Annotated in this window: 16 protein-coding genes, 1 tRNA gene, 3 rRNA genes and 1 pseudogene; 8 read left to right on the top strand and 13 right to left on the bottom strand. The window is 53.6% G+C overall.

Annotated features, from left to right (window positions below):
- Window positions 1-57: 57 nt before the first annotated feature.
- From rseC to rseD, 5 genes and pseudogenes are all read right to left on the bottom strand, one after another.
- Complete coding sequence (gene rseC, locus WM46_RS00390; protein ID WP_102601139.1) at window positions 58-537, bottom strand: SoxR-reducing system protein RseC; 480 nt, start codon at window positions 535-537, stop codon at window positions 58-60.
- Complete coding sequence (rseB, locus tag WM46_RS00385) at window positions 534-1,490, bottom strand: sigma-E factor regulatory protein RseB (RefSeq protein WP_044326603.1); 957 nt, start codon at window positions 1,488-1,490, stop codon at window positions 534-536. Before rseB ends, rseC begins: the two co-directional genes overlap by 4 nt.
- Window positions 1,490-2,140: an anti-sigma-E factor RseA gene (rseA, locus tag WM46_RS00380; RefSeq protein WP_042999714.1), complete on the bottom strand. Its 651-nt coding sequence runs from the start codon at window positions 2,138-2,140 to the stop codon at window positions 1,490-1,492. The genes rseB and rseA overlap by 1 nt, the downstream gene beginning before the upstream one ends.
- 31 nt (window positions 2,141-2,171) lie before the next feature.
- Complete coding sequence (gene rpoE, locus WM46_RS00375; protein ID WP_000003307.1) at window positions 2,172-2,747, bottom strand: RNA polymerase sigma factor RpoE; 576 nt, start codon at window positions 2,745-2,747, stop codon at window positions 2,172-2,174.
- Window positions 2,744-2,909: pseudogene (gene rseD, locus WM46_RS26260) on the bottom strand (rpoE leader peptide RseD). The gene rpoE and the pseudogene rseD overlap by 4 nt, the downstream one beginning before the upstream one ends.
- Window positions 2,910-3,169: 260 nt before the next feature.
- Here rseD and nadB point away from each other — a divergent pair.
- Window positions 3,170-4,792 carry an L-aspartate oxidase gene (gene nadB, locus WM46_RS00365; protein ID WP_044253156.1) on the top strand — a complete coding sequence of 541 codons (1,623 nt, stop codon included), beginning with the start codon at window positions 3,170-3,172 and terminating at the stop codon, window positions 4,790-4,792.
- On the opposite strand, the gene trmN is transcribed toward nadB, so the two are convergent.
- A complete protein-coding gene (gene trmN, locus WM46_RS00360; protein ID WP_044253159.1) occupies window positions 4,777-5,514 on the bottom strand; it encodes a tRNA(1)(Val) (adenine(37)-N(6))-methyltransferase TrmN in 738 nt (245 codons plus the stop codon). The genes nadB and trmN overlap by 16 nt on opposite strands.
- 131 nt (window positions 5,515-5,645) lie before the next feature.
- Between trmN and srmB the strand changes: the two genes are divergently transcribed.
- Window positions 5,646-6,980, top strand: coding sequence for an ATP-dependent RNA helicase SrmB (gene srmB / locus WM46_RS00355; protein ID WP_061075003.1), 1,335 nt, complete (start codon window positions 5,646-5,648; stop codon window positions 6,978-6,980).
- Between the two features lie 44 nt (window positions 6,981-7,024).
- Here srmB and grcA read toward each other — a convergent pair whose 3' ends face one another.
- Window positions 7,025-7,408: an autonomous glycyl radical cofactor GrcA gene (grcA, locus tag WM46_RS00350; RefSeq protein WP_044253162.1), complete on the bottom strand. Its 384-nt coding sequence runs from the start codon at window positions 7,406-7,408 to the stop codon at window positions 7,025-7,027.
- Window positions 7,409-7,725: 317 nt separating this feature from the next.
- Here grcA and ung point away from each other — a divergent pair, with 317 nt between their 5' ends.
- Window positions 7,726-8,415: a uracil-DNA glycosylase gene (gene ung / locus WM46_RS00345; RefSeq protein ID WP_061077917.1), complete on the top strand. Its 690-nt coding sequence runs from the start codon at window positions 7,726-7,728 to the stop codon at window positions 8,413-8,415.
- Window positions 8,416-8,447: 32 nt separating this feature from the next.
- On the opposite strand, the gene WM46_RS00340 is transcribed toward ung, so the two are convergent.
- Window positions 8,448-9,485, bottom strand: a complete 1,038-nt coding sequence (locus tag WM46_RS00340) for a tRNA/rRNA methyltransferase (RefSeq protein ID WP_102601138.1) — start codon at window positions 9,483-9,485, stop codon at window positions 8,448-8,450.
- A gap of 206 nt (window positions 9,486-9,691) precedes the next feature.
- Between WM46_RS00340 and trxC the strand changes: the two genes are divergently transcribed.
- The 5 genes from trxC to WM46_RS00310 all read left to right on the top strand — a co-directional run bounded on the left by trxC (window position 9,692) and on the right by WM46_RS00310 (window position 15,411).
- Window positions 9,692-10,111 carry a thioredoxin TrxC gene (gene trxC / locus WM46_RS00330; RefSeq protein WP_042999707.1) on the top strand — a complete coding sequence of 140 codons (420 nt, stop codon included), beginning with the start codon at window positions 9,692-9,694 and terminating at the stop codon, window positions 10,109-10,111.
- A gap of 68 nt (window positions 10,112-10,179) precedes the next feature.
- Entirely contained in the window at window positions 10,180-10,878 is a 699-nt protein-coding gene (tapT, locus tag WM46_RS00325; RefSeq protein ID WP_102601137.1) for a tRNA-uridine aminocarboxypropyltransferase, read from the top strand.
- A gap of 35 nt (window positions 10,879-10,913) precedes the next feature.
- A complete protein-coding gene (locus WM46_RS00320; RefSeq protein ID WP_102601136.1) occupies window positions 10,914-13,574 on the top strand; it encodes a bifunctional acetate--CoA ligase family protein/GNAT family N-acetyltransferase in 2,661 nt (886 codons plus the stop codon).
- A gap of 113 nt (window positions 13,575-13,687) precedes the next feature.
- Entirely contained in the window at window positions 13,688-15,043 is a 1,356-nt protein-coding gene (pssA, locus tag WM46_RS00315) for a CDP-diacylglycerol--serine O-phosphatidyltransferase (RefSeq protein ID WP_044253171.1), read from the top strand.
- 41 nt (window positions 15,044-15,084) lie between these two features.
- On the top strand, window positions 15,085-15,411 hold the full coding sequence (locus tag WM46_RS00310) for a YfiM family lipoprotein (protein WP_289712169.1): 327 nt from the start codon (window positions 15,085-15,087) through the stop codon (window positions 15,409-15,411).
- Here the strand turns inward: WM46_RS00310 and WM46_RS00305 are convergent.
- From WM46_RS00305 to WM46_RS00285, 5 genes are all read right to left on the bottom strand, one after another.
- Window positions 15,408-16,706, bottom strand: a complete 1,299-nt coding sequence (locus WM46_RS00305) for an MFS transporter (protein WP_046485356.1) — start codon at window positions 16,704-16,706, stop codon at window positions 15,408-15,410. The genes WM46_RS00310 and WM46_RS00305 overlap by 4 nt on opposite strands.
- A 341-nt stretch (window positions 16,707-17,047) precedes the next feature.
- Window positions 17,048-17,163, bottom strand: a 5S ribosomal RNA gene (gene rrf / locus WM46_RS00300).
- 131 nt (window positions 17,164-17,294) lie between these two features.
- A 23S ribosomal RNA gene (locus WM46_RS00295) occupies window positions 17,295-20,201 on the bottom strand.
- Between the two features lie 194 nt (window positions 20,202-20,395).
- Window positions 20,396-20,471: transfer RNA gene (locus WM46_RS00290), tRNA-Glu, on the bottom strand.
- 85 nt (window positions 20,472-20,556) lie between these two features.
- Window positions 20,557-22,098 (bottom strand): 16S ribosomal RNA (locus tag WM46_RS00285).
- Together the 16S, 23S and 5S rRNA genes with 1 tRNA gene alongside form the textbook arrangement of a ribosomal RNA operon.
- Between the last annotated feature and the right edge of the window lie 297 nt (window positions 22,099-22,395).

Raw genomic sequence — 22,395 nt, 5'->3', positions numbered from 1 at the left:
AGGGCTTGCTGATCGTTTGTAGGCCGGATAAGACGAAGCCGCCATCCGGCAAGAATATCATCGGATCGTTTCGGTAGAGGGTGTTTCAACGCGAATCATATCGGGCGGGAGGGCAACATTAAGAATAACGGGCTGCCAGGCTTCGCGTTCCGCCAGCTTGCGGGAATAGCCGCGGGCAATCAGGAATCCGCCGACGCCGCCCAGTATCGCGCCGCTTAACGCCGCGAGATCGGAGCCAAACAGCACCTGAAACAGGGATGCGATGAGGAATAACCCCACCAGCGGCGACAGATAAACCAGCATGGCGGAACCTAACAGACTGCCTTCGGCAATCCCCAGCTCCACTTTCTGCCCAGGTGCTAACGGCACATCGCTCGCCACTACAATGGTATGCGTGGTCTGCGGCCCGAGTTTGTTCAGCACGCGGGTGCCACATCCGGAACGTGAAGCACAGCTGCTGCAGGACGCTTTCACATCGCAGCTCACTAATGCCTCCCCGTTTTGCCATGACACCACGGTAGCCCACTCTTTGATCATTGCGCGGCTCCGAACTTAATGGTGTCGGCAATACGCTTCGCTGTCTGCGGCGGCAATTCACCCACGATGGTAATTTCCGCGTTGTCGCGTACGCTGGTGCTGACCGTTCTGCGCCCGGTGCGTAGCATCTGGTCAGTGCTGGCCTGAGTCGCCCGATTGACGTTAATTGAGAAGCTAAACAGACCGTCGGAGTAGAGACGCGACTCAATCGGCATGTTGTCCATCGTCGGCAACGGTCTGCGCCCGCTGGACACTTCGCTAAACCCTTTCGGAAGCCAGGTCGGATTCCAGCTGAATTTGGCTTTTTCACCCGCCGGAACAGAGAGCAGCGGCGGCAAACTGGCTTTCGCCAGCGTCTGCATGCCGCTACCGACATCCTGATTCACGGTGAAGGCAATCACCCGGAATTGCTCTAACGTTTCGCCATCGCGATCGAGGAGATCGACCCGCATCGGCAGCTTCGTTTCCGTATCCATCCAGACAATATAGCTGTAACGCGTACCATCGCGCGCGACCACGCGAATCACCTCGCACAGGCGATCGGCAATCCGGGTACGGCCCACTGCAATAAAATCATAGTAGGGAGCAAGACGTTTGAAATCGGTATAGATCAGCGACGGCAGGGAGTCAACGATGTAGTCACCGTTCAGAGTGAACGGTTCGAGTCCGGGCTCGAAATAGCTAATTTCATTGCCGCGCTGGACCACTTCACGACGCGGACCATCCATTTGCAGCAGTTGCGCAAGCGGACGATTTTCCAGGCGAGCATGGCGATAACGCAGAGACTCAACGCCTTGTTTCGTGATGCTGACGAATGACAGCTCGTAATTGAGTGACTGGCTCGCCACGTTCATCTGCTGCAACAACGCCCCGGACGCAGTGTTGGCCGAGGCGTTGACAGAGAAGAACAGGCTACCCGTCACAAGTGACATGGCAAACCAAAGTTGCTTCATTACTGCGATTGCGTTCCTAGAGTTTGAATTCCTGGCACCTGAACAGCGGCTTGCTGTGTCTGTGCCTGCTCAAACTGAAGCTGTTCGGAGTGCAGTCGGCGTTGCAGTTCGTAATCCTGCAACATTGCGTTGATCCGACGACGCTGCTCCTGTACCTGCTGCTGTTGCCCACCGTTCGCGGTCGCATCAGAAGGTACTCCCAGGCTTACCGGGCTGGCTTTACCCATCATCGGCAAAGTATTGAAGACCGGCGTTTCAGGCTGCTGGGACGTTTCAGATTGTCCATTATAGTGCTGGACACCAACGATAACTGCAAGCGATACGCACGCGGCAACGCCCATTTGGGTAAGTTGTGCGGCCCACGGGCGCATTTTTTTCCAGAATGGCATTTTCTGCCATTGCTGCGGCGCAGGCTGGGCCTCTGGAATGAATGGCACCGTATTACGTACCGGCTCATCTTCAATAGCGGCCATTACGCGAGCGGAAATATCGAAATGAAGCACCTCAGGTGTATCACCCCGCATTGAATCACGAATAAGGTGATAGCTTTCCCAGGTTTTTTGCATATCCGAATCGTGAGCCAGTTCGTTGAGCAACTCACTATCCAGCGTCTCGCCATCCATTAAAGCGGAAAGTTTTTCTTTCTGCATGCCTAATACCTTTTCCAGTATCCCGCTATCGTCAACGCCTGATAAGCGGTTGAACTTTATTATCAATAGCTTCCCGCGCTCGGAAGATACGTGAACGCACCGTACCCACCGGACAATCCATGATAGCGGCTATCTCTTCATAGCTCAGGCCATCCAGCTCCCGCAAGGTTATTGCCATGCGTAAATCTTCCGGGAGGGACTCAATAGTTCGGAAAACTATCTGTCTCAGTTCTTCTGACAACATTAAGTTCTCAGGGTTCGAAATTTCTTTCAGCGCACCGCCACTTTCGAAGTTTTCTGCTTCAATCGCATCCACATCGCTTGATGGCGGACGACGCCCCTGAGCCACCAGGTAATTCTTCGCTGTATTCACCGCAATGCGATACAGCCAGGTATAAAAAGCACTATCTCCCCGGAACGAGTCCAGCGCACGATAGGCTTTAATAAATGATTCTTGCACCACATCGGGAACATCGCCCGACGGGACATAGCGGGAAACCAGACTCGCCACTTTATGCTGGTAGCGTACTACCAGTAAATTGAAGGCTTTCTGATCTCCCTTCTGGACCCGTTCAACCAGGACCTGGTCCGTTAACTGCTCGCTCATCCGAGGTAAAGTCTCCCCAAACCAAATTTCCACGCGTTCGCGAAACGCCACTCCATTAGCTGCACTATGAGCAAGCAACAGGTTAGAGTGTCTCGTTTTTGTAAAGTTCCGTTACGCATCTGTTTTTTGTTTGTCATGTTGTAGACGGTCATTATCTCTCATTATAAGTCTACCGAGTCTGAACAACGCACTATCTTTAAAAATGCCCATAAACCGGTTGCAGAGTAACCCAACGGCCACTTTATTTCATCCTCTAATCTGATGCTTACGGCCCGCCACGCAAAATGGTTTACCCGGCTGACATCCGTTTACATCGCACCGCTTTGTTTAGCCATTACAACAACACTGAAAATAAAACGTGCGAAATCGCAGATTCTGGTGCTATGCTGGCCAAACACTGTTTAGTAAATTAAACAAAAATCATGAAAACTACGCCTGAACTTTCTTGTGACGTGTTAATTATTGGTAGCGGCGCTGCCGGACTCTCGCTGGCGCTGCGCCTGGCTGAAAAGCACCAGGTTATCGTTCTGAGTAAAGGTCCCGTCAGCGAAGGCTCCACTTTCTATGCGCAGGGCGGGATTGCCGCCGTTTTCGATGAAACCGACAGCATTGATTCACATGTGGAAGATACGCTCATTGCCGGCGCCGGTATTTGCGATCGTCATGCGGTGGAGTTTGTCGCCAGCAACGCTCGCCCCTGCGTACAGTGGTTGATTGACCAGGGGGTGCTGTTTGATACCCAGGTTCAGCCTAACGGTGAAGAGAGTTACCATCTGACGCGTGAAGGTGGCCATAGCCATCGTCGCATTTTGCATGCCGCTGACGCCACCGGTAAAGAGGTGGAAACCACGCTGGTCAGCAAGGCGCAAAGCCATCCGAATATCCGGGTACTGGAACGCAGTAACGCCGTCGATCTCATCATCTCCGACAAAATTGGCCTGCCCGGTACCCGCCGCGTCGTTGGGGCATGGGTCTGGAATCGGAATAAAGAAGCGGTGGAAACCTGTCACGCGAAGTCTGTCGTGCTGGCGACCGGCGGCGCATCAAAGGTGTATCAATATACAACGAATCCGGACATTTCCTCCGGCGACGGTATTGCGATGGCCTGGCGTGCAGGATGCAGGGTCGCGAATCTCGAATTTAATCAGTTCCACCCCACCGCGCTGTATCATCCCCAGGCACGTAATTTCCTGCTTACCGAAGCGCTGCGCGGAGAAGGCGCCCACCTCAAACGCCCGGACGGTACACGGTTTATGCCGGACTTTGACGCGCGAGGAGAACTGGCACCGCGCGATATCGTCGCCCGCGCTATCGACCATGAAATGAAGCGTCTCGGTGCGGACTGTATGTTTCTTGACATCAGCCATAAGCCAGAAGCCTTTGTACGCCAGCATTTCCCGATGATTTACGAAAAACTGCTGGGACTGGGCATCGACCTGACCAAAGAACCGGTGCCCATCGTACCGGCTGCACACTACACCTGCGGCGGCGTGATGGTTGACGACTTTGGTCGTACCGATGTGGACGGCCTGTATGCGATCGGGGAAGTAAGCTACACCGGCCTGCACGGCGCGAACCGGATGGCCTCAAATTCGCTGCTGGAATGTCTGGTGTACGGCTGGTCCGCTGCGGAAGATATCGACAGACGAATGCCTTACGCCCGTGGCGTCAGCGCCCTGCCCGCCTGGGATGAAAGTCGCGTGGACAACCCTGACGAACTGGTGGTGATCCAGCATAACTGGCATGAGCTGCGGCTATTTATGTGGGACTACGTGGGGATTGTGCGCACCACCAAACGTCTGGAGCGCGCCCTGCGTCGTATCACCATGTTACAGCAGGAGATCGACGAGTATTACGCCCATTTCCGCGTCTCGAATAATTTGCTGGAGTTACGCAACCTGGTTCAGGTCGCCGAGCTGATTGTTCGCTGTGCGATGATGCGCAAAGAGAGCCGCGGTCTGCACTACACGCTCGATTATCCGGCACTGCTGGAGGAATCTGGCCCGTCAGTGCTCTCGCCGTTAACGGCTCACATGAACAGATAAAATGCCTGGGTCAGCGCCGTATAACCTTCGGAGTAACGCTGATCCGGTCCGCGAATCACCAGCCTGTCGCTAAAGCATTCCCCCTTCTTTGGGGAGAATGCCAGCAGCACCCGATGCGGTAACCGCGCCTCCGTTTCAGCAACGTCGGTCCGTAAGCGTAAATGCCAGCCCATATTTAACGCCTGCTGCGTGAAGGTATTGCCGATATTTTCCGGCAGCACGACACACAAGAATCCCTCTTCCGTAATAAGCCCCGTCGCCGTCGCTAACAGCGCAGAATGATCCAGCATCGTGGTATAACGCGCCTGCTCCCGCTGTGGTGTGGCGCACTCGACGCCCTGCTCGTAATAAGGCGGATTGCTGATGATGAGGTCATATTTAACGGTCTGGCGTGCCGCCCAGTGCTGGACATCTTCCGCCTGCACCGTCACCCGATCCGCCCACGGCGACTGGGTAACGTTTTCTTGCGCCTGCGCGGCGGCATCGCTATCCAGTTCAACGGCATCAACGGTGACGCTTTCATCAGTACGCTGCGCCAGCATCAGCGCCAACAGTCCGCTGCCGGTACCGATATCGAGGATCCGCTTTACGCCCGCCACCGGTGCCCATGCCCCTAACAGAATCCCATCTGTTCCGACTTTCATCGCACAACGATCGTGCGCGACAAAAAACTGTTTAAAAGTAAATCCATTACGACGAAGGACGGATGTAGACTGAGGCATGAATTAAAAACCTTGCAGGAAAAACGGCGACAGCACCAGGTGAAAACAATACCTGAGAAGCGATATCCATACAAACAGATGAAGATTGCAGCCGTAACGTCTATAATCAGCGCCCCACACAGAGGTAGAACATGACTGTAACGACTTTTTCCGAACTTGAACTCGATGAAAGCCTGCTGGATGCCCTCCAGGAAAAAGGTTTCACTCGCCCGACCGCCATTCAGGCTGCCGCCATTCCGCCTGCACTCGAAGGCCGTGACGTACTCGGTTCTGCGCCGACAGGCACCGGTAAAACGGCGGCGTATTTGCTGCCAGCGTTGCAGCACCTGCTCGACTTTCCGCGTAAAAAATCCGGTCCGCCGCGTATTTTGATCCTGACCCCGACCCGCGAACTGGCGATGCAGGTCGCCGATCATGCCCGTGAGCTGGCCAAAAACACCCACCTGGATATCGCGACGATTACCGGCGGCGTAGCCTACATGAACCACGCCGAAGTGTTCAGCGAAAACCAGGATATTGTGGTCGCCACCACCGGGCGTCTGCTGCAGTATATTAAAGAAGAGAATTTTGACTGCCGCGCCGTGGAAACGCTGATCCTCGACGAAGCCGACCGAATGCTGGATATGGGCTTTGCCCAGGACATCGAGCACATCGCCGGGGAAACGCGCTGGCGCAAACAGACGATGCTGTTCTCCGCCACGCTGGAAGGCGATGCAATTAAAGATTTTGCCGAACGTCTGCTGGAAGAGCCGGTCGAAGTGTCCGCAACGCCATCCACCCGCGAACGTAAGAAGATCCACCAGTGGTATTACCGCGCGGATAACTTCGAACACAAATTCGAACTGCTGAAGCACCTGCTGAAACAAGACGACGCCACCCGTACCATCGTGTTTGTCCGCAAGCGCGAGCGCGTGCACGAACTGGCTGAAATGCTGCGACTGGCAGGGATCAACAACTGCTATCTCGAAGGTGAGATGGCGCAGATCAAGCGTAACGAAGGCATTAAGCGTCTTACTGACGGTCGCGTTAACGTGCTGGTCGCCACCGACGTTGCCGCGCGCGGGATCGATATTCCTGACGTCAGCCACGTGATTAACTTCGACATGCCGCGTAGCGGAGACACCTATCTGCACCGCATTGGCCGTACGGGCCGTGCCGGTCGCAAGGGCACCGCAATCTCGCTGGTCGAAGCGCACGATCACCTGCTGCTGCTGAAAATTGGTCGCTACATTGAAGAACCGCTAAAATCCAGGGTGATTGATGAGTTGCGCCCGACCTCACGCGCGCCGAGCGAAAAGATGACGGGCAAACCGTCGAAAAAAGCGCTCGCAAAACGTGAAGAGAAGAAAAAAGAGAAAGACAAAGATAAACCGCGCGTGAAGAAACGCCATCGCGATACCAAGAACATTGGTAAACGTCGTAAGCCGAGTGCGGCAACGACGTCGCAGGAATCAAACGAAGAATAGAAAAACGCCGGGATTTCCCGGCGTTTTTATTTAAACGTTAAGCCTTACAGGCTTTCAGTAAAGGTACGCGCGATAACGTCGCGCTGCTGTTCCGGCGTCAGTGAGTTAAAACGCACGGCATAGCCAGAAACACGGATAGTCAGCTGCGGGTATTTTTCCGGATGCTTAACCGCATCTTCCAGCGTTTCACGACGCAGAACGTTAACGTTCAGGTGCTGGCCGCCTTCCACACGAACTTCCGGTTTCACTTCCATCGGAATTTCGCGGTACTCAATTTCACCCAGTTTGCTGACCGCTACCACTTCATCTTCGGCAAAACCAGCTTTAGCCGCGATGCAACGCGCTTCGCCTTTTTCGCTGTCCAGCAGCCAGAAGGAATTCAGCAGATCGTCATTAGCGGCTTTAGTAATCTGGATACCTGTAATCATTGTGATGCCTCCCCGGCAAAGTATTTGATTAGGGTTGGCCGGCTCGCGGCCAATTGGTAAAACCATTGTTGCTTGAGTGTATATATACCCCCCTGACACCCTCGATTCATTGATTTAAATCAATAAAATCCACACACCAAACAAGGGAATGAGATGATTTTATTGTTTTACATCAACTTACGCTATATGTGGATATAAACTTTTTACACAAATTTTCAACTTTATTAAGTGCATAGCGCACATCATCGCGGAGAGAATTTTGCGCCGTCGAAAGAAGCAGTTAAGCTATGACGATTGAAAATTCGCAGGAGAGCGAGATGGCCACTGAATTAACCTGGCACGATGTGCTGGCTGAAGAGAAACAGCAGCCCTACTTTATCAATACGCTGCATACCGTCGCCGGAGAGCGTCAGTCCGGGATCACGGTTTATCCGCCGCAAAAAGATGTGTTCAATGCGTTTCGTTTCACCGAGCTGGGTGATGTTAAGGTCGTGATCCTTGGACAGGATCCGTACCACGGTCCCGGTCAGGCGCATGGTCTGGCGTTTTCTGTCCGTCCCGGTATTGCTACGCCCCCTTCGCTGCTGAACATGTATAAGGAACTGGAAGGGTCGATCCCCGGTTTCACTCGTCCTGCCCACGGTTACCTTGAAAGCTGGGCGCACCAGGGCGTTCTGCTGCTTAATACGGTATTAACCGTGCGGGCGGGTCAGGCGCACTCTCATGCCAGTCTGGGATGGGAAACGTTCACCGATAAAGTGATCGCCCTGATTAATCAACATCGTGAAGGGGTGGTTTTCCTGCTATGGGGTTCTCATGCGCAGAAGAAAGGCGCGATCATTGATCAGAAACGTCATCATGTTTTGAAAGCGCCTCATCCCTCACCGCTCTCGGCACATCGTGGGTTCTTTGGCTGTAACCATTTTGTGTTGGCGAATCAGTGGCTGGAACAGCGCGGCGAGAAGCCGATTGACTGGATGCCAGTTTTACCGGCGGAGAGCGAATAAAAAAATGCCAGCGATTCGCTGGCATTTTTCCGTCAGGCTTTATTCTGACGCCACCATTCGGCAAGCAGCACACCGGTTTCCACCGAGACGTTCAGGCTTTCAACATTCCCCGTGCCGTCGATTTTCACGCACAGATCGCTGGCATCGCGCGCCGCATCGGGCAAACCGTCAACGTCCTGACCTAACACCAGGACGATTTTCTCTGGTAGTTCAGTTTTAAACAGCGGTTTGCCACGTTCGCTGGACGTTGTCACCACGGTGTAACCCGCCTGACGGAAATCATCCAGCACATCAACGATGCTGTCGCCGGTAATCGGCTGAACGTGTTCGGCGCCGCCTTCTGCGGTACGAATCGCCGCGCCGGACTCCAACAGCGCCGCATCCTGCACCACTACGCCTTTCACACCGAAGTGCGCGCAGCTACGCATCATGCCGCCGAGGTTGTGCGGGTTAGAAATAGCTTCCAGCGCTAACACGCAGTCCTGCGCGCCCGCCTGGCTTACCCACTGTTTCACCGTAGTGCCGTTACGTTTTTTAATCAGGAAGCAGACACCGCCGTGATGCTCAGTCCCTGAAGCTTTCGCCAGTTCCGCTTCATCAACCACATGGTACGCTTTGCGGTTTGCCGCCATCCAGCGTAATGCTTCTTTGAAGCGTGGCGTGACGCTCTGAATGAACCAGGCGCGGACAATCGCGTCCGGGCGACTCTGGAACAGGGCCTGACAGGCATTTTCACCGTAAACGCGGGTCTCTTCCGCACGTTGACGACGTAAGACTTCAGGATCGATAAAGCTTTTACCGCTGATACCACCGTGATCGGCTTTTTCAGGCGTTTCATCACCCGGCGCGCGGGACACGGTCCGCCACGGTGAGTCTTCACGCTTGCGATCGCGGCTCTGAGGGGTTCTTTCATCGCGGGCGGGGCGACGGCCACCGTCGGCACGAGATTTTCCTGGACGCCCGCCACCTTTCCCGGTACGCGGGTTATGGGTACGTTTATCAGAATCATCATCACTGCGGACATACATCACTTTGACCTTGCCGCTTTTGTTTTTCAATTCATCGTTCATGCTTTTCTCCACCAGCGCTGCGCGAAGCGCGCAGATTACCCGATGTGCACCAGGTTAGCCATTATTTCATTTAAAAGCTTATGACTATTGTACTCATTGAATAAAACAGATTGTCGTTTAAAACAGTCTCATCGATAATATGTAACATATTAGAAACATATCGGCGTCTCTGCCGTTCAATACCCCGACGCATCCAGAGGTTAGTTATGAATACCGTTTGTACCAGCTGCCAGGCCATCAACCGCATTCCCGACGATCGGGTTGAGGATGCGGCAAAATGCGGACGCTGTGGTCACGACCTGTTCGACGGGGAGGTGATCAATGCGACCGGTGAAACACTGGATAAACTGCTCAAAGACGATCTGCCCGTCGTGATCGATTTCTGGGCACCATGGTGCGGCCCATGCCGTAACTTCGCGCCCATCTTTGAAGATGTCGCCGAAGAACGCAGCGGCAAAGTTCGCTTCGTGAAGATCAACACGGAAGCGGAACGTGAGCTCAGCGCACGCTTTGGTATCCGCAGTATTCCCACCATTATGATCTTCAAAAACGGTCAGGTTGTCGACATGCTAAATGGCGCGGTCCCCAAAGCGCCATTTGATAGTTGGCTGAACGAGTCACTGTAAACTCTGCGGGGCGCATCTTGTGCCCCGTTTTCACCTCTGCGACAATAGCGTTTTTCAACGCATTCTCTATGACTGAAAACGCTGTTCTCAAGCTTCGCGCTGAACGTCTGGCGCGCGCCACTCGCCCTTTTCTCGCCCGGGGCAATCGCATTCGTCGCTGTCAGCGCTGCTTACTGCCGCTGAAACTTTGCCTGTGTGCGACGCTGTCGCCCTCTCAGGCAACGAGCCGTTTTTGTCTGGTGATGTTTGATACCGAACCGATGAAACCGAGTAATACCGGACGTCTGATCGCCGATATTTTACCGGATACCGCTGCGTTTCAGTGGTCACGAACACAGCCACCGCAGGCTTTGCTGGATCTGGTGAAAAACCCGGATTATCAGCCGATGGTGGTGTTTCCCGCCTCCTATGCCGGCGCCGAACGTGAGGTGATTTTCACCCCACCGACGGGTAAGCCTCCGCTGTTTATTATGCTCGACGGCACCTGGCCGGAAGCGCGTAAGATGTTCCGTAAAAGCCCGTATCTCGACTCTCTCCCCGTGATTTCGGTGGATCTGTCGCGTCTGTCGGCCTATCACCTGCGCGAGGTCCATGCCGAAGGACAATATTGCACAGCCGAAGTCGCCATTGCGCTGCTGGATCTGGCCGGTGATACCGATGCGGCAGGCAGCCTCGGCGAGCACTTTACCCGCTTTAAAACGCGCTACCTCGCAGGAAAAACCCAACATCAGGGAAGCATCACAGCAGAATCAGCAGAAAGCGTTTAGAATCATTCGGTCACTTCTGTGTAAGGGAAACCGGTATGAGTCAGCGAGGACTGGAAGCGCTTCTGCGACCAAAATCGATCGCGGTGGTCGGGGCATCGATGAAGCCCAATCGGGCGGGATATCTGATGATGCGCAACCTGCTGGCGGGAGGATTTAACGGTCCCGTTTTGCCGGTAACCCCCGCCTGGAAAGCCGTTCTGGGCGTCCTGGCCTGGCCCGATATTGCCAGTCTGCCCTTCACCCCCGACCTTGCCGTGTTGTGTACCAATGCCAGCCGCAATCTGGCCTTGCTGGAAGCGCTTGGGGAAAAGGGCTGTAAAACCTGCATTATTCTCTCGGCCCCTGGCGCGCAACATGCAGAACTGCTGGCCTGCGCGCAACGCTACAACATGCGTCTGCTCGGCCCTAACAGTCTTGGCCTGCTGGCGCCCTGGCAGGGATTGAATGCCAGCTTTTCCCCGGTCCCGATTAAACGCGGCAAACTGGCGTTTATTTCTCAGTCCGCTGCGGTTTCCAACACCATTCTCGACTGGGCACAGCAGCGGGAAATGGGGTTTTCCTATTTTATTGCGCTCGGCGACAGCCTGGATATTGATGTCGATGAGTTGCTGGATTATCTGGCGCGTGACAGCAAAACCAGCGCCATTTTGCTTTATCTCGAACATCTCAGCGATGCCCGACACTTTGTATCCGCCGCCCGTAGCGCCGCGCGCAACAAACCCATTCTGGTCATTAAGAGCGGTCGCAGCCCGGCAGCGCAGCGGTTATTGCATACCAGCGCCGGAATGGATCCCGCCTGGGATGCCGCCATCCAGCGAGCCGGTTTGCTGCGTGTGAAAGATACCCATGAGCTCTTTTCCGCAGTGGAAACGCTCAGCCACATGCGCCCTCTGCGCGGTGACAGGCTGATGATCATCAGTAATGGTGCCGCGCCTGCAGCGCTGGCGCTTGATCAACTCTGGTCCCGCAATGGCAAGCTGGCCATGCTGAGTGAGGAGACCAGCCAGAAACTGCGCGATGCTCTGCCTGCCCATGTCGAGATCGCCAACCCGCTGGATCTGCGTGACGATGCCAGCATTGAGCATTACACCCGGACGCTGGATATTCTGCTCGCCAGCCAGGACTTTGACGCACTGATGGTGATTCACTCCCCCAGTGCCGCCGCCCCCGCCACCGAGTGTGCTCAGGCACTGATTGATGCCGTTAAGCATCATCCACGTGGCAAATTTGTCTCGCTGTTGACCAACTGGTGTGGAGAGTTTTCCTCTCAGGAAGCCCGTAGACTGTTCAGTGAAGCCGGGCTCCCTACCTACCGCACTCCGGAAGGGACGATCACCGCGTTTATGCATATGGTCGAGTACCGACGCAACCAGAAACAGCTGCGTGAAACGCCAGCCCTACCCAGCAATCTGACCTCCAACACGGCCCAGGCGCATGAACTGCTTCAGCAGGCGATTGCCGATGGGGCGACCTCACTCGATACCCATGAGGTTCAGCCGATCCTGCAGGCTTATGGCTTACATACGCTCCCGACCTGGATTGCCGGCGACAGCATCGAAGCCGTCCACATCGCAGAACAGATTGGCTACCCGGTCGCGCTGAAGCTGCGTTCACCGGACATCCCGCACAAATCTGAAGTTCAGGGCGTAATGCTCTACCTGCGCACGGCAAATGAAGTTCAGCAGGCGGCCAATGCAATTATTGATCGTGTGAAAATGACATGGCCGCAGGCGCGGATCCACGGTCTGCTGGTGCAGAGTATGGCGAACCGTGCGGGAGCGCAGGAACTGCGCGTGGTGGTAGAGCACGATCCCGTATTTGGCTCATTGATCATGTTGGGTGAAGGCGGCGTTGAGTGGCGGCCTGAAGAGCAGGCCGTGGTGGCGTTACCGCCGCTGAACATGAACCTGGCGCGCTATTTAGTGATTCAGGCGATCAAGAATAAAAAGATCCGTGGCCGCAGTGCACTGCGCCCGTTGGATGTCGCGGGGTTAAGTCAGTTGTTGGTTCAGGTCTCAAACCTGATTGTCGACTGCCCGGAGATCCAGCGTCTGGATATTCACCCGCTGCTGGCCTCCGCCGGTGAGTTCACCGCCCTGGATGTCACGCTGGATATCGCCCCATTCGAGGGCGATAACGAAAGTCGTCTCGCCGTTCGCCCCTATCCGCATCAACTGGAAGAGTGGGTGGAGATGAAAAATGGCGAGCAATGTCTGTTCCGTCCTATCCTGCCGGAAGATGAACCCCAGCTTCAGCAGTTTATTTCCCAGGTCACCAAAGAAGATCTTTATTACCGCTATTTCAGCGAGATCAATGAATTTACTCATGAAGATTTAGCCAACATGACGCAGATCGACTACGATCGGGAAATGGCGTTTGTTGCGGTGAGGCGCGTTGAACGAACGGAAGAGATCCTTGGTGTGACGCGAGCGATCTCCGACCCGGATAATATTGATGCTGAATTTGCCGTACTGGTTCGTTCCGATCTCAAAGGGTTAGGGCTAGGTCGTCGATTGCTGGAAAAATTGATTACCTATACACGAGATCACGGACTGAGAAGGCTGAATGGTATTACGATGCCAAATAATCGTGGCATGGTCGCGCTGGCGCGTAAGCTTGGGTTTAGCGTGGATATCCAGCTCGAAGAGGGAATCGTCGGGCTGTCGCTGGATCTGGCTCCGCCCGAGGAATCGTGAGTAAGGTACTGGAAATGTTGACCACTTTAACGGGGACGGTGTTATCATTGCCCGCTTATGTCGTCTGCATAGCACAGAGGACCCTTCAATGAACAGAGAAGAAATGCACTGTGATGTTGTCAAAATTTAAGCGTAATAAACATCAACAACACCTTGCCCAACTACCTAAGATTTCTCAATCAGTTGATGATGTCGATTTCTTTTATGCTCCCGCCAGGTTCAGGGAGACCCTGCTGGAAAAGATAGCCAGCGCGAAGCAGCGCATTTGCATTATTGCCCTGTATCTGGAACAGGATGACGGTGGCAAAGGCATTCTTAGCGCGCTTTACGAGGCGAAACGGCAGCGTCCTGAACTGGATGTTCGGGTACTCGTCGACTGGCATCGTGCGCAGCGTGGACGTATTGGCGCGGCAGCATCCAATACCAACGCTGACTGGTATTGCCGAATGGCGCATGAAAACCCAGGTGTCGATGTTCCGGTATACGGTGTGCCTATCAATACTCGCGAAGCCCTCGGCGTTCTGCACTTTAAAGGCTTTATCATCGATGATAGCGTCCTGTACAGCGGTGCCAGTCTGAACGATGTCTATCTGCATCAGCACGATAAATATCGCTATGACCGTTATCAGTTAATCCGCAACGCCAGAATGGCTGACATCATGTTCGAGTGGGTGACCCAGAACCTGATGAATGGTCGTGGCGTAAATCGTCTGGATAATACCCAGCGTCCGAAAAGCCCGGAGATTAAAAACGACATTCGTTTATACCGCCAGGAGCTTCGTGACGCGGCTTATCACTTCCAGGGCGATGCCGATAATGAACAGTTGTCCGTGACGCCATTGGTTGGTCTGGGGAAATCCAGCCTGCTGAACAAAACCATTTTCCATCTTATGCCCTGTGCGGAGCATAAGCTCACGATTTGTACCCCCTATTTCAACCTGCCAGCAATTCTTGTCCGCAACATCATTCAACTGCTGCGCGAAGGGAAGAAGGTTGAGATCATTGTGGGGGATAAAACCGCCAACGATTTTTATATCCCGGAAAATGAGCCATTTAAGATAATCGGCGCACTGCCCTATCTCTATGAGATTAACCTGCGTCGCTTCCTGAGCCGTTTGCAGTATTACGTCAATACCGATCAACTGGTCGTCCGCTTGTGGAAAGATGACGACAATACCTACCATCTCAAAGGGATGTGGATCGATGACAAGTGGATGCTGCTGACCGGGAACAACCTCAACCCGCGCGCCTGGCGTCTGGATCTGGAAAATGCGATTCTGATCCACGATCCTAAGCAAGAGCTGGCTGCGCAGCGCGAGAAAGAGCTGGCGCTAATTCGTACACATACCACGGTCGTTAAGCACTATCGTGACTTGCAGAGCATTGCCGATTACCCGGTAAAAGTTCGCAAACTGATCCGTCGATTACGTCGTATTCGAATCGACAGGCTGATAAGCCGTATTCTGTAAAAGTGAAACCCCGTCCTGAACGGGGTTTTTTCTATGGGGGCATGGTGCGCGTTATTTTTCTTCTGAGCGCTTTTATTCTGTCAGGCTGTAGCCATATGGCACAGGACAGCTGGAGTGGGCAGGACAAAGCACAGCACTTTATTGCTTCCGCGATGCTCTCAGCCGCAGGTAATGAGTACGCGCAACATCAGGGAATGGGCCGCGATCGCAGTGCGATGATGGGGTTTATGTTTTCGGTCAGTCTGGGGGCGTCAAAGGAGCTTTGGGATAGCCGCCCCGCAGGGAGCGGCTGGAGCTGGAAAGACTTTGCCTGGGATGTCGCCGGTGCAACGACCGGCTATACCCTCTGGCAAATGGCGCATTACTAGAGGCGCAGACCTTTCCCTTTGCGATGCAGCGTCAGCGAAACCAGAAATGCGACGATCGACATCACGGTGACATACCAGAAGAACGACGTCTCCATACCGACAGACTTCAGCGACAGCGCCACATATTCCGCCGAACCGCCAAACAGAGCATTCGCCACAGCATAAGAAAGCCCAACGCCCAATGCACGAACCTGTGCCGGGAACATTTCAGCTTTCAATATACCGCTGATCGAGGTATAGAAACTGACGATCAGCAGCGCGCACATCACCAGACCAAATGCTGCGTACGGCGAAGTCACATTCTGAAGCGCGGTCAAAATGGGTACAGTAAACAGGGTTGCCAGTGCACCAAAGCACAACATGGAGGTACGTCGGCCAATTTTATCTGACAACGCGCCAAACAGCGGTTGCACGAGCATATAAACAAATAACGCCGCCGTCATAATACCGCTTGCCACATTGGCATGCATACCTGCGGTGTTCACCAGATACTTTTGCATATAGGTGGTGAAGGTATAGAAGCACAGCGATCCCGCCGCCGTGAACCCGAGCACCATGATGAACGCTCTACGGTTGCGCCATAACCCTTTCAGCGATCCGGCCTCCTTCAGCGCACGCGTTTCCTGCTTTGACGTTTCATCCAACTGACGACGCAACCAGAGCGCCACAACCGCCAGTACCGCGCCTAACGCGAAAGGAATACGCCAGCCCCACTCTCTGAGTGCAGAATCTTCCATAGTCTGCTGTAAGACAACCACAACCAGCAGCGCCAAAAGCTGACCACCGATAAGTGTGACGTACTGGAAAGAGGCGTAGAATCCTTTACGACCTTCGACGGCAACTTCACTCATGTAGGTCGCGCTAGTGCCATACTCCCCACCAACAGATAACCCCTGGAACAAACGCGCCAGCAGTAACAGCGCCGGAGCCCAGGTTCCAATGGTTTCATAACCCGGCAGGCAGGCGATCACCAGCGATCCCAGACACATCATGCAAACGGACAAAAGCATGGATTTTTTACGACCATGTTTATCGGCGATACGGCCGAATAGCCAGCCGCCAATAGGACGCATTAAAAACCCAGCTGCAAAAACGCCTGCGGTTTGTAGTAGTTGCGTTGTCGTGTTTCCGGAAGGAAAGAAGATGTGGGCAAAATAGAGCGAGCAAAACGAGTAGACATAGAAATCAAACCATTCAACCAGATTTCCGGATGACGCACCTACAATTGCCCATATGCGACGACGGGTATCACTGTCAGTCAGTGACCCGTTCGCAGTTACACTGCTTTCAGTCATTAAAGTTGTACTCCTGCCAAAGATCCGATTGTGCTTGTCGGTTGTGTTTGCTGTCTTTTTTAGTAAATGAAATGTTATATAATTGTTATATATTATTATGTGACAGCGATCGCGATTTTAATTAGCAGGGAAAGAATTTAGGAGTAAGCGCAGGCATTAGATGATGGGATTCAGAGTAACGGTGCGCGCAGAGGTCGACGATCCTGGACTGCCGTATCCGTTAACCACAGGGCCTTGTACTGACTGTAGGCCGGATAAGGCAAAACCACCCTCCGGCAAATTTGCGGCGAAAAAACGCAAAAAAGCCCATCCGTCAGGATGGGCTTCTTCACTTATTTGATGCCTGGCAGTTCCCTACTCTCACATGGGGAGACCCCACACTACCATCGGCGCTACGGCGTTTCACTTCTGAGTTCGGCATGGGGTCAGGTGGGACCACCGCGCTACAGCCGCCAGGCAAATTCTTTTGTGCTCAAAACGAATCTTTTACTCTGATGCTACCTTGCCTCAGCGCAAAATCTTTCGTTTTCGCAAATCTGTTATCAAGCTGAAATTCTCTCTATTCCGCCAAAACATCTTCGGCGTTGTAAGGTTAAGCCTCACGGTTCATTAGTACCGGTTAGCTCAACGCATCGCTGCGCTTACACACCCGGCCTATCAACGTCGTCGTCTTCAACGTTCCTTCAGGACCCTTAAAGGGTCAGGGAGAACTCATCTCGGGGCAAGTTTCGTGCTTAGATGCTTTCAGCACTTATCTCTTCCGCATTTAGCTACCGGGCAGTGCCATTGGCATGACAACCCGAACACCAGTGATGCGTCCACTCCGGTCCTCTCGTACTAGGAGCAGCCCCCCTCAATTCTCCAGCGCCCACGGCAGATAGGGACCGAACTGTCTCACGACGTTCTAAACCCAGCTCGCGTACCACTTTAAATGGCGAACAGCCATACCCTTGGGACCTACTTCAGCCCCAGGATGTGATGAGCCGACATCGAGGTGCCAAACACCGCCGTCGATATGAACTCTTGGGCGGTATCAGCCTGTTATCCCCGGAGTACCTTTTATCCGTTGAGCGATGGCCCTTCCATTCAGAACCACCGGATCACTAAGACCTGCTTTCGCACCTGCTCGCGCCGTCACGCTCGCAGTCAAGCTAGCTTATGCCTTTGCACTAACCTCCTGATGTCCGACCAGGATTAGCTAACCTTCGTGCTCCTCCGTTACTCTTTAGGAGGAGACCGCCCCAGTCAAACTACCCACCAGACACTGTCCGCAACCCGGATTACGGGCCTACGTTAGAACACCAGCCATTAAAGGGTGGTATTTCAAGGTTGGCTCCACACGAACTGGCGTCCGCGCTTCAAAGCCTCCCACCTATCCTACACATCAAGGACCAGTGTTCAGTGTCAAGCTATAGTAAAGGTTCACGGGGTCTTTCCGTCTTGCCGCGGGTACACTGCATCTTCACAGCGAGTTCAATTTCACTGAGTCTCGGGTGGAGACAGCCTGGCCATCATTACGCCATTCGTGCAGGTCGGAACTTACCCGACAAGGAATTTCGCTACCTTAGGACCGTTATAGTTACGGCCGCCGTTTACCGGGGCTTCGATCAAGAGCTTCTCCTTACGGATAACCCCATCAATTAACCTTCCGGCACCGGGCAGGCGTCACACCGTATACGTCCACTTTCGTGTTTGCACAGTGCTGTGTTTTTAATAAACAGTTGCAGCCAGCTGGTATCTTCGACTGATTTCAGCTCCACGAGTAAATCGCTTCACCTACGTATCAGCGTGCCTTCTCCCGAAGTTACGGCACCATTTTGCCTAGTTCCTTCACCCGAGTTCTCTCAAGCGCCTTGGTATTCTCTACCTGACCACCTGTGTCGGTTTGGGGTACGATCTGATGTTACCTGATGCTTAGAGGCTTTTCCTGGAAGCAGGGCATTTGTTGCTTCAGCACCGTAGTGCCTCGTCATCACGCCTCAGTGTTAAAGTGAACCGGATTTACCTGGAACACACACCTACACGCTTAAACCGGGACAACCGTCGCCCGGCCAACATAGCCTTCTCCGTCCCCCCTTCGCAGTAACACCTGGTACAGGAATATTAACCTGTTTCCCATCGACTACGCCTTTCGGCCTCGCCTTAGGGGTCGACTCACCCTGCCCCGATTAACGTTGGACAGGAACCCTTGGTCTTCCGGCGAGCGGGCTTTTCACCCGCTTTATCGTTACTTATGTCAGCATTCGCACTTCTGATACCTCCAGCATGCCTCACAGCACACCTTCACAGGCTTACAGAACGCTCCCCTACCCAACAACACTTAGTGTCGCTGCCGCAGCTTCGGTGCATGGTTTAGCCCCGTTACATCTTCCGCGCAGGCCGACTCGACCAGTGAGCTATTACGCTTTCTTTAAATGATGGCTGCTTCTAAGCCAACATCCTGGCTGTCTGAGCCTTCCCACATCGTTTCCCACTTAACCATGACTTTGGGACCTTAGCTGGCGGTCTGGGTTGTTTCCCTCTTCACGACGGACGTTAGCACCCGCCGTGTGTCTCCCGTGATAACATTCTCCGGTATTCGCAGTTTGCATCGGGTTGGTAAGTCGGGATGACCCCCTAGCCGAAACAGTGCTCTACCCCCGGAGATGAATTCACGAGGCGCTACCTAAATAGCTTTCGGGGAGAACCAGCTATCTCCCGGTTTGATTGGCCTTTCACCCCCAGCCACAAGTCATCCGCTAATTTTTCAACATTAGTCGGTTCGGTCCTCCAGTTAGTGTTACCCAACCTTCAACCTGCCCATGGCTAGATCACCGGGTTTCGGGTCTATACCCTGCAACTTAACGCCCAGTTAAGACTCGGTTTCCCTTCGGCTCCCCTATTCGGTTAACCTTGCTACAGAATATAAGTCGCTGACCCATTATACAAAAGGTACGCAGTCACCCCATAAAAGAGGCTCCCACTGCTTGTACGTACACGGTTTCAGGTTCTTTTTCACTCCCCTCGCCGGGGTTCTTTTCGCCTTTCCCTCACGGTACTGGTTCACTATCGGTCAGTCAGGAGTATTTAGCCTTGGAGGATGGTCCCCCCATATTCAGACAGGATACCACGTGTCCCGCCCTACTCATCGAGCTCACAACACATGCGGTTTTGTGTACGGGGCTGTCACCCTGTATCGCCGGCCTTTCCAGACCGTTCCACTACCACACATGCTGATTCAGGCTCTGGGCTGCTCCCCGTTCGCTCGCCGCTACTGGGGGAATCTCGGTTGATTTCTTTTCCTCGGGGTACTTAGATGTTTCAGTTCCCCCGGTTCGCCTCGTTAACCTATGTATTCAGTTAACGATAGTGCAACGAATTGCACTGGGTTTCCCCATTCGGACATCGCCGGCTATAACGGTTCATATCACCTTACCGGCGCTTTTCGCAGATTAGCACGTCCTTCATCGCCTCTGACTGCCAGGGCATCCACCGTGTACGCTTAGTCGCTTAACCTCACAACCCGAAGATGTTTCTTCCGATTCATCATCGTGATTGCGAAAATTTGAGAGACTCGGACACACCATTAACGGTGTGTCGTTTCAATTTTCAGCTTGATCCAGATTTTTAAAGAGCAAATATCTCAAACATGACTCTGAAGTCAGTTTTGAGATATTAAGGCAGGTGACTTTCACTCACAAACCAGCAAGTGGCGTCCCCTAGGGGATTCGAACCCCTGTTACCGCCGTGAAAGGGCGGTGTCCTGGGCCTCTAGACGAAGGGGACACTGAAGTCTCAATCGCAAGACGCCTTGCTATTCACTTTTCATCAGACAATCTGTGTGGGCACTACAAAGGCAGGTTCTTTAAGGTAAGGAGGTGATCCAACCGCAGGTTCCCCTACGGTTACCTTGTTACGACTTCACCCCAGTCATGAATCACAAAGTGGTAAGCGCCCTCCCGAAGGTTAAGCTACCTACTTCTTTTGCAACCCACTCCCATGGTGTGACGGGCGGTGTGTACAAGGCCCGGGAACGTATTCACCGTGGCATTCTGATCCACGATTACTAGCGATTCCGACTTCATGGAGTCGAGTTGCAGACTCCAATCCGGACTACGACATACTTTATGAGGTCCGCTTGCTCTCGCGAGGTCGCTTCTCTTTGTATATGCCATTGTAGCACGTGTGTAGCCCTGGTCGTAAGGGCCATGATGACTTGACGTCATCCCCACCTTCCTCCAGTTTATCACTGGCAGTCTCCTTTGAGTTCCCGGCCGGACCGCTGGCAACAAAGGATAAGGGTTGCGCTCGTTGCGGGACTTAACCCAACATTTCACAACACGAGCTGACGACAGCCATGCAGCACCTGTCTCACAGTTCCCGAAGGCACCAATCCATCTCTGGAAAGTTCTGTGGATGTCAAGACCAGGTAAGGTTCTTCGCGTTGCATCGAATTAAACCACATGCTCCACCGCTTGTGCGGGCCCCCGTCAATTCATTTGAGTTTTAACCTTGCGGCCGTACTCCCCAGGCGGTCTATTTAACGCGTTAGCTCCGGAAGCCACGCCTCAAGGGCACAACCTCCAAATAGACATCGTTTACGGCGTGGACTACCAGGGTATCTAATCCTGTTTGCTCCCCACGCTTTCGCACCTGAGCGTCAGTCTTCGTCCAGGGGGCCGCCTTCGCCACCGGTATTCCTCCAGATCTCTACGCATTTCACCGCTACACCTGGAATTCTACCCCCCTCTACGAGACTCAAGCCTGCCAGTTTCGAATGCAGTTCCCAGGTTGAGCCCGGGGATTTCACATCCGACTTGACAGACCGCCTGCGTGCGCTTTACGCCCAGTAATTCCGATTAACGCTTGCACCCTCCGTATTACCGCGGCTGCTGGCACGGAGTTAGCCGGTGCTTCTTCTGCGGGTAACGTCAATTGTTGCGGTTATTAACCACAACACCTTCCTCCCCGCTGAAAGTACTTTACAACCCGAAGGCCTTCTTCATACACGCGGCATGGCTGCATCAGGCTTGCGCCCATTGTGCAATATTCCCCACTGCTGCCTCCCGTAGGAGTCTGGACCGTGTCTCAGTTCCAGTGTGGCTGGTCATCCTCTCAGACCAGCTAGGGATCGTCGCCTTGGTGAGCCGTTACCTCACCAACAAGCTAATCCCATCTGGGCACATCCGATGGCAAGAGGCCCGAAGGTCCCCCTCTTTGGTCTTGCGACGTTATGCGGTATTAGCTACCGTTTCCAGTAGTTATCCCCCTCCATCGGGCAGTTTCCCAGACATTACTCACCCGTCCGCCACTCGTCAGCGAAGCAGCAAGCTGCTTCCTGTTACCGTTCGACTTGCATGTGTTAGGCCTGCCGCCAGCGTTCAATCTGAGCCATGATCAAACTCTTCAATTTAAGTTTGATGCTCTTAGAATTAAACGTCGTAATGAATTACGTGTTCACTCTTTGAGACTTGGTATTCATTTTTCGTCTTGCGACGTTAAGAATCCATGTCACTCTGAGTGCCCACACAGATTGTCTGATAAATTGTTAAAGAGCAGTGCCGCTTCGCTTTTTCTCAGCGGCGCGGGGTGTGCATAATACGCTTTCCCGCTTCAGAGTCAAGCATTTATTTCGCTTTTCTCTGTCGGCGTTCATCTCTGAACCCCGCTGACCCGGCGGCTTGCGTGCCGTTGTTCCGTGTCAGTGGAG

The organism is Citrobacter freundii complex sp. CFNIH2 (genome assembly GCF_002880615.1).
GTDB classification, from domain to species: Bacteria; Pseudomonadota; Gammaproteobacteria; order Enterobacterales; family Enterobacteriaceae; genus Citrobacter_A; species Citrobacter_A amalonaticus_F.
Note: the sequence above shows the minus strand (reverse complement) of the source record. Positions and strands in the feature narration are given on the sequence as shown.

Bases quoted from the DNA above. Each gene is read 5' to 3' on its own strand.
- pssA (WP_044253171.1), top strand. From the start codon at position 13,688: ATGTTGTCAAAATTTAAGCGTAATAAACATCAACAACACCTTGCCCAA.
- rseA (WP_042999714.1), bottom strand. From the start codon at position 2,140: ATGCAGAAAGAAAAACTTTCCGCTTTAATGGATGGCGAGACGCTGGAT.
- trxC (WP_042999707.1), top strand. From the start codon at position 9,692: ATGAATACCGTTTGTACCAGCTGCCAGGCCATCAACCGCATTCCCGAC.
- srmB (WP_061075003.1), top strand. From the start codon at position 5,646: ATGACTGTAACGACTTTTTCCGAACTTGAACTCGATGAAAGCCTGCTG.
- ung (WP_061077917.1), top strand. From the start codon at position 7,726: ATGGCCACTGAATTAACCTGGCACGATGTGCTGGCTGAAGAGAAACAG.
- WM46_RS00305 (WP_046485356.1), bottom strand. From the start codon at position 16,706: ATGACTGAAAGCAGTGTAACTGCGAACGGGTCACTGACTGACAGTGAT.
- WM46_RS00310 (WP_289712169.1), top strand. From the start codon at position 15,085: ATGGTGCGCGTTATTTTTCTTCTGAGCGCTTTTATTCTGTCAGGCTGT.
- trmN (WP_044253159.1), bottom strand. From the start codon at position 5,514: ATGCCTCAGTCTACATCCGTCCTTCGTCGTAATGGATTTACTTTTAAA.
- WM46_RS00320 (WP_102601136.1), top strand. From the start codon at position 10,914: ATGAGTCAGCGAGGACTGGAAGCGCTTCTGCGACCAAAATCGATCGCG.
- rpoE (WP_000003307.1), bottom strand. From the start codon at position 2,747: ATGAGCGAGCAGTTAACGGACCAGGTCCTGGTTGAACGGGTCCAGAAG.
- WM46_RS00340 (WP_102601138.1), bottom strand. From the start codon at position 9,485: ATGAACGATGAATTGAAAAACAAAAGCGGCAAGGTCAAAGTGATGTAT.
- rseC (WP_102601139.1), bottom strand. From the start codon at position 537: ATGATCAAAGAGTGGGCTACCGTGGTGTCATGGCAAAACGGGGAGGCA.
- grcA (WP_044253162.1), bottom strand. From the start codon at position 7,408: ATGATTACAGGTATCCAGATTACTAAAGCCGCTAATGACGATCTGCTG.
- rseB (WP_044326603.1), bottom strand. From the start codon at position 1,490: ATGAAGCAACTTTGGTTTGCCATGTCACTTGTGACGGGTAGCCTGTTC.
- tapT (WP_102601137.1), top strand. From the start codon at position 10,180: ATGACTGAAAACGCTGTTCTCAAGCTTCGCGCTGAACGTCTGGCGCGC.
- nadB (WP_044253156.1), top strand. From the start codon at position 3,170: ATGAAAACTACGCCTGAACTTTCTTGTGACGTGTTAATTATTGGTAGC.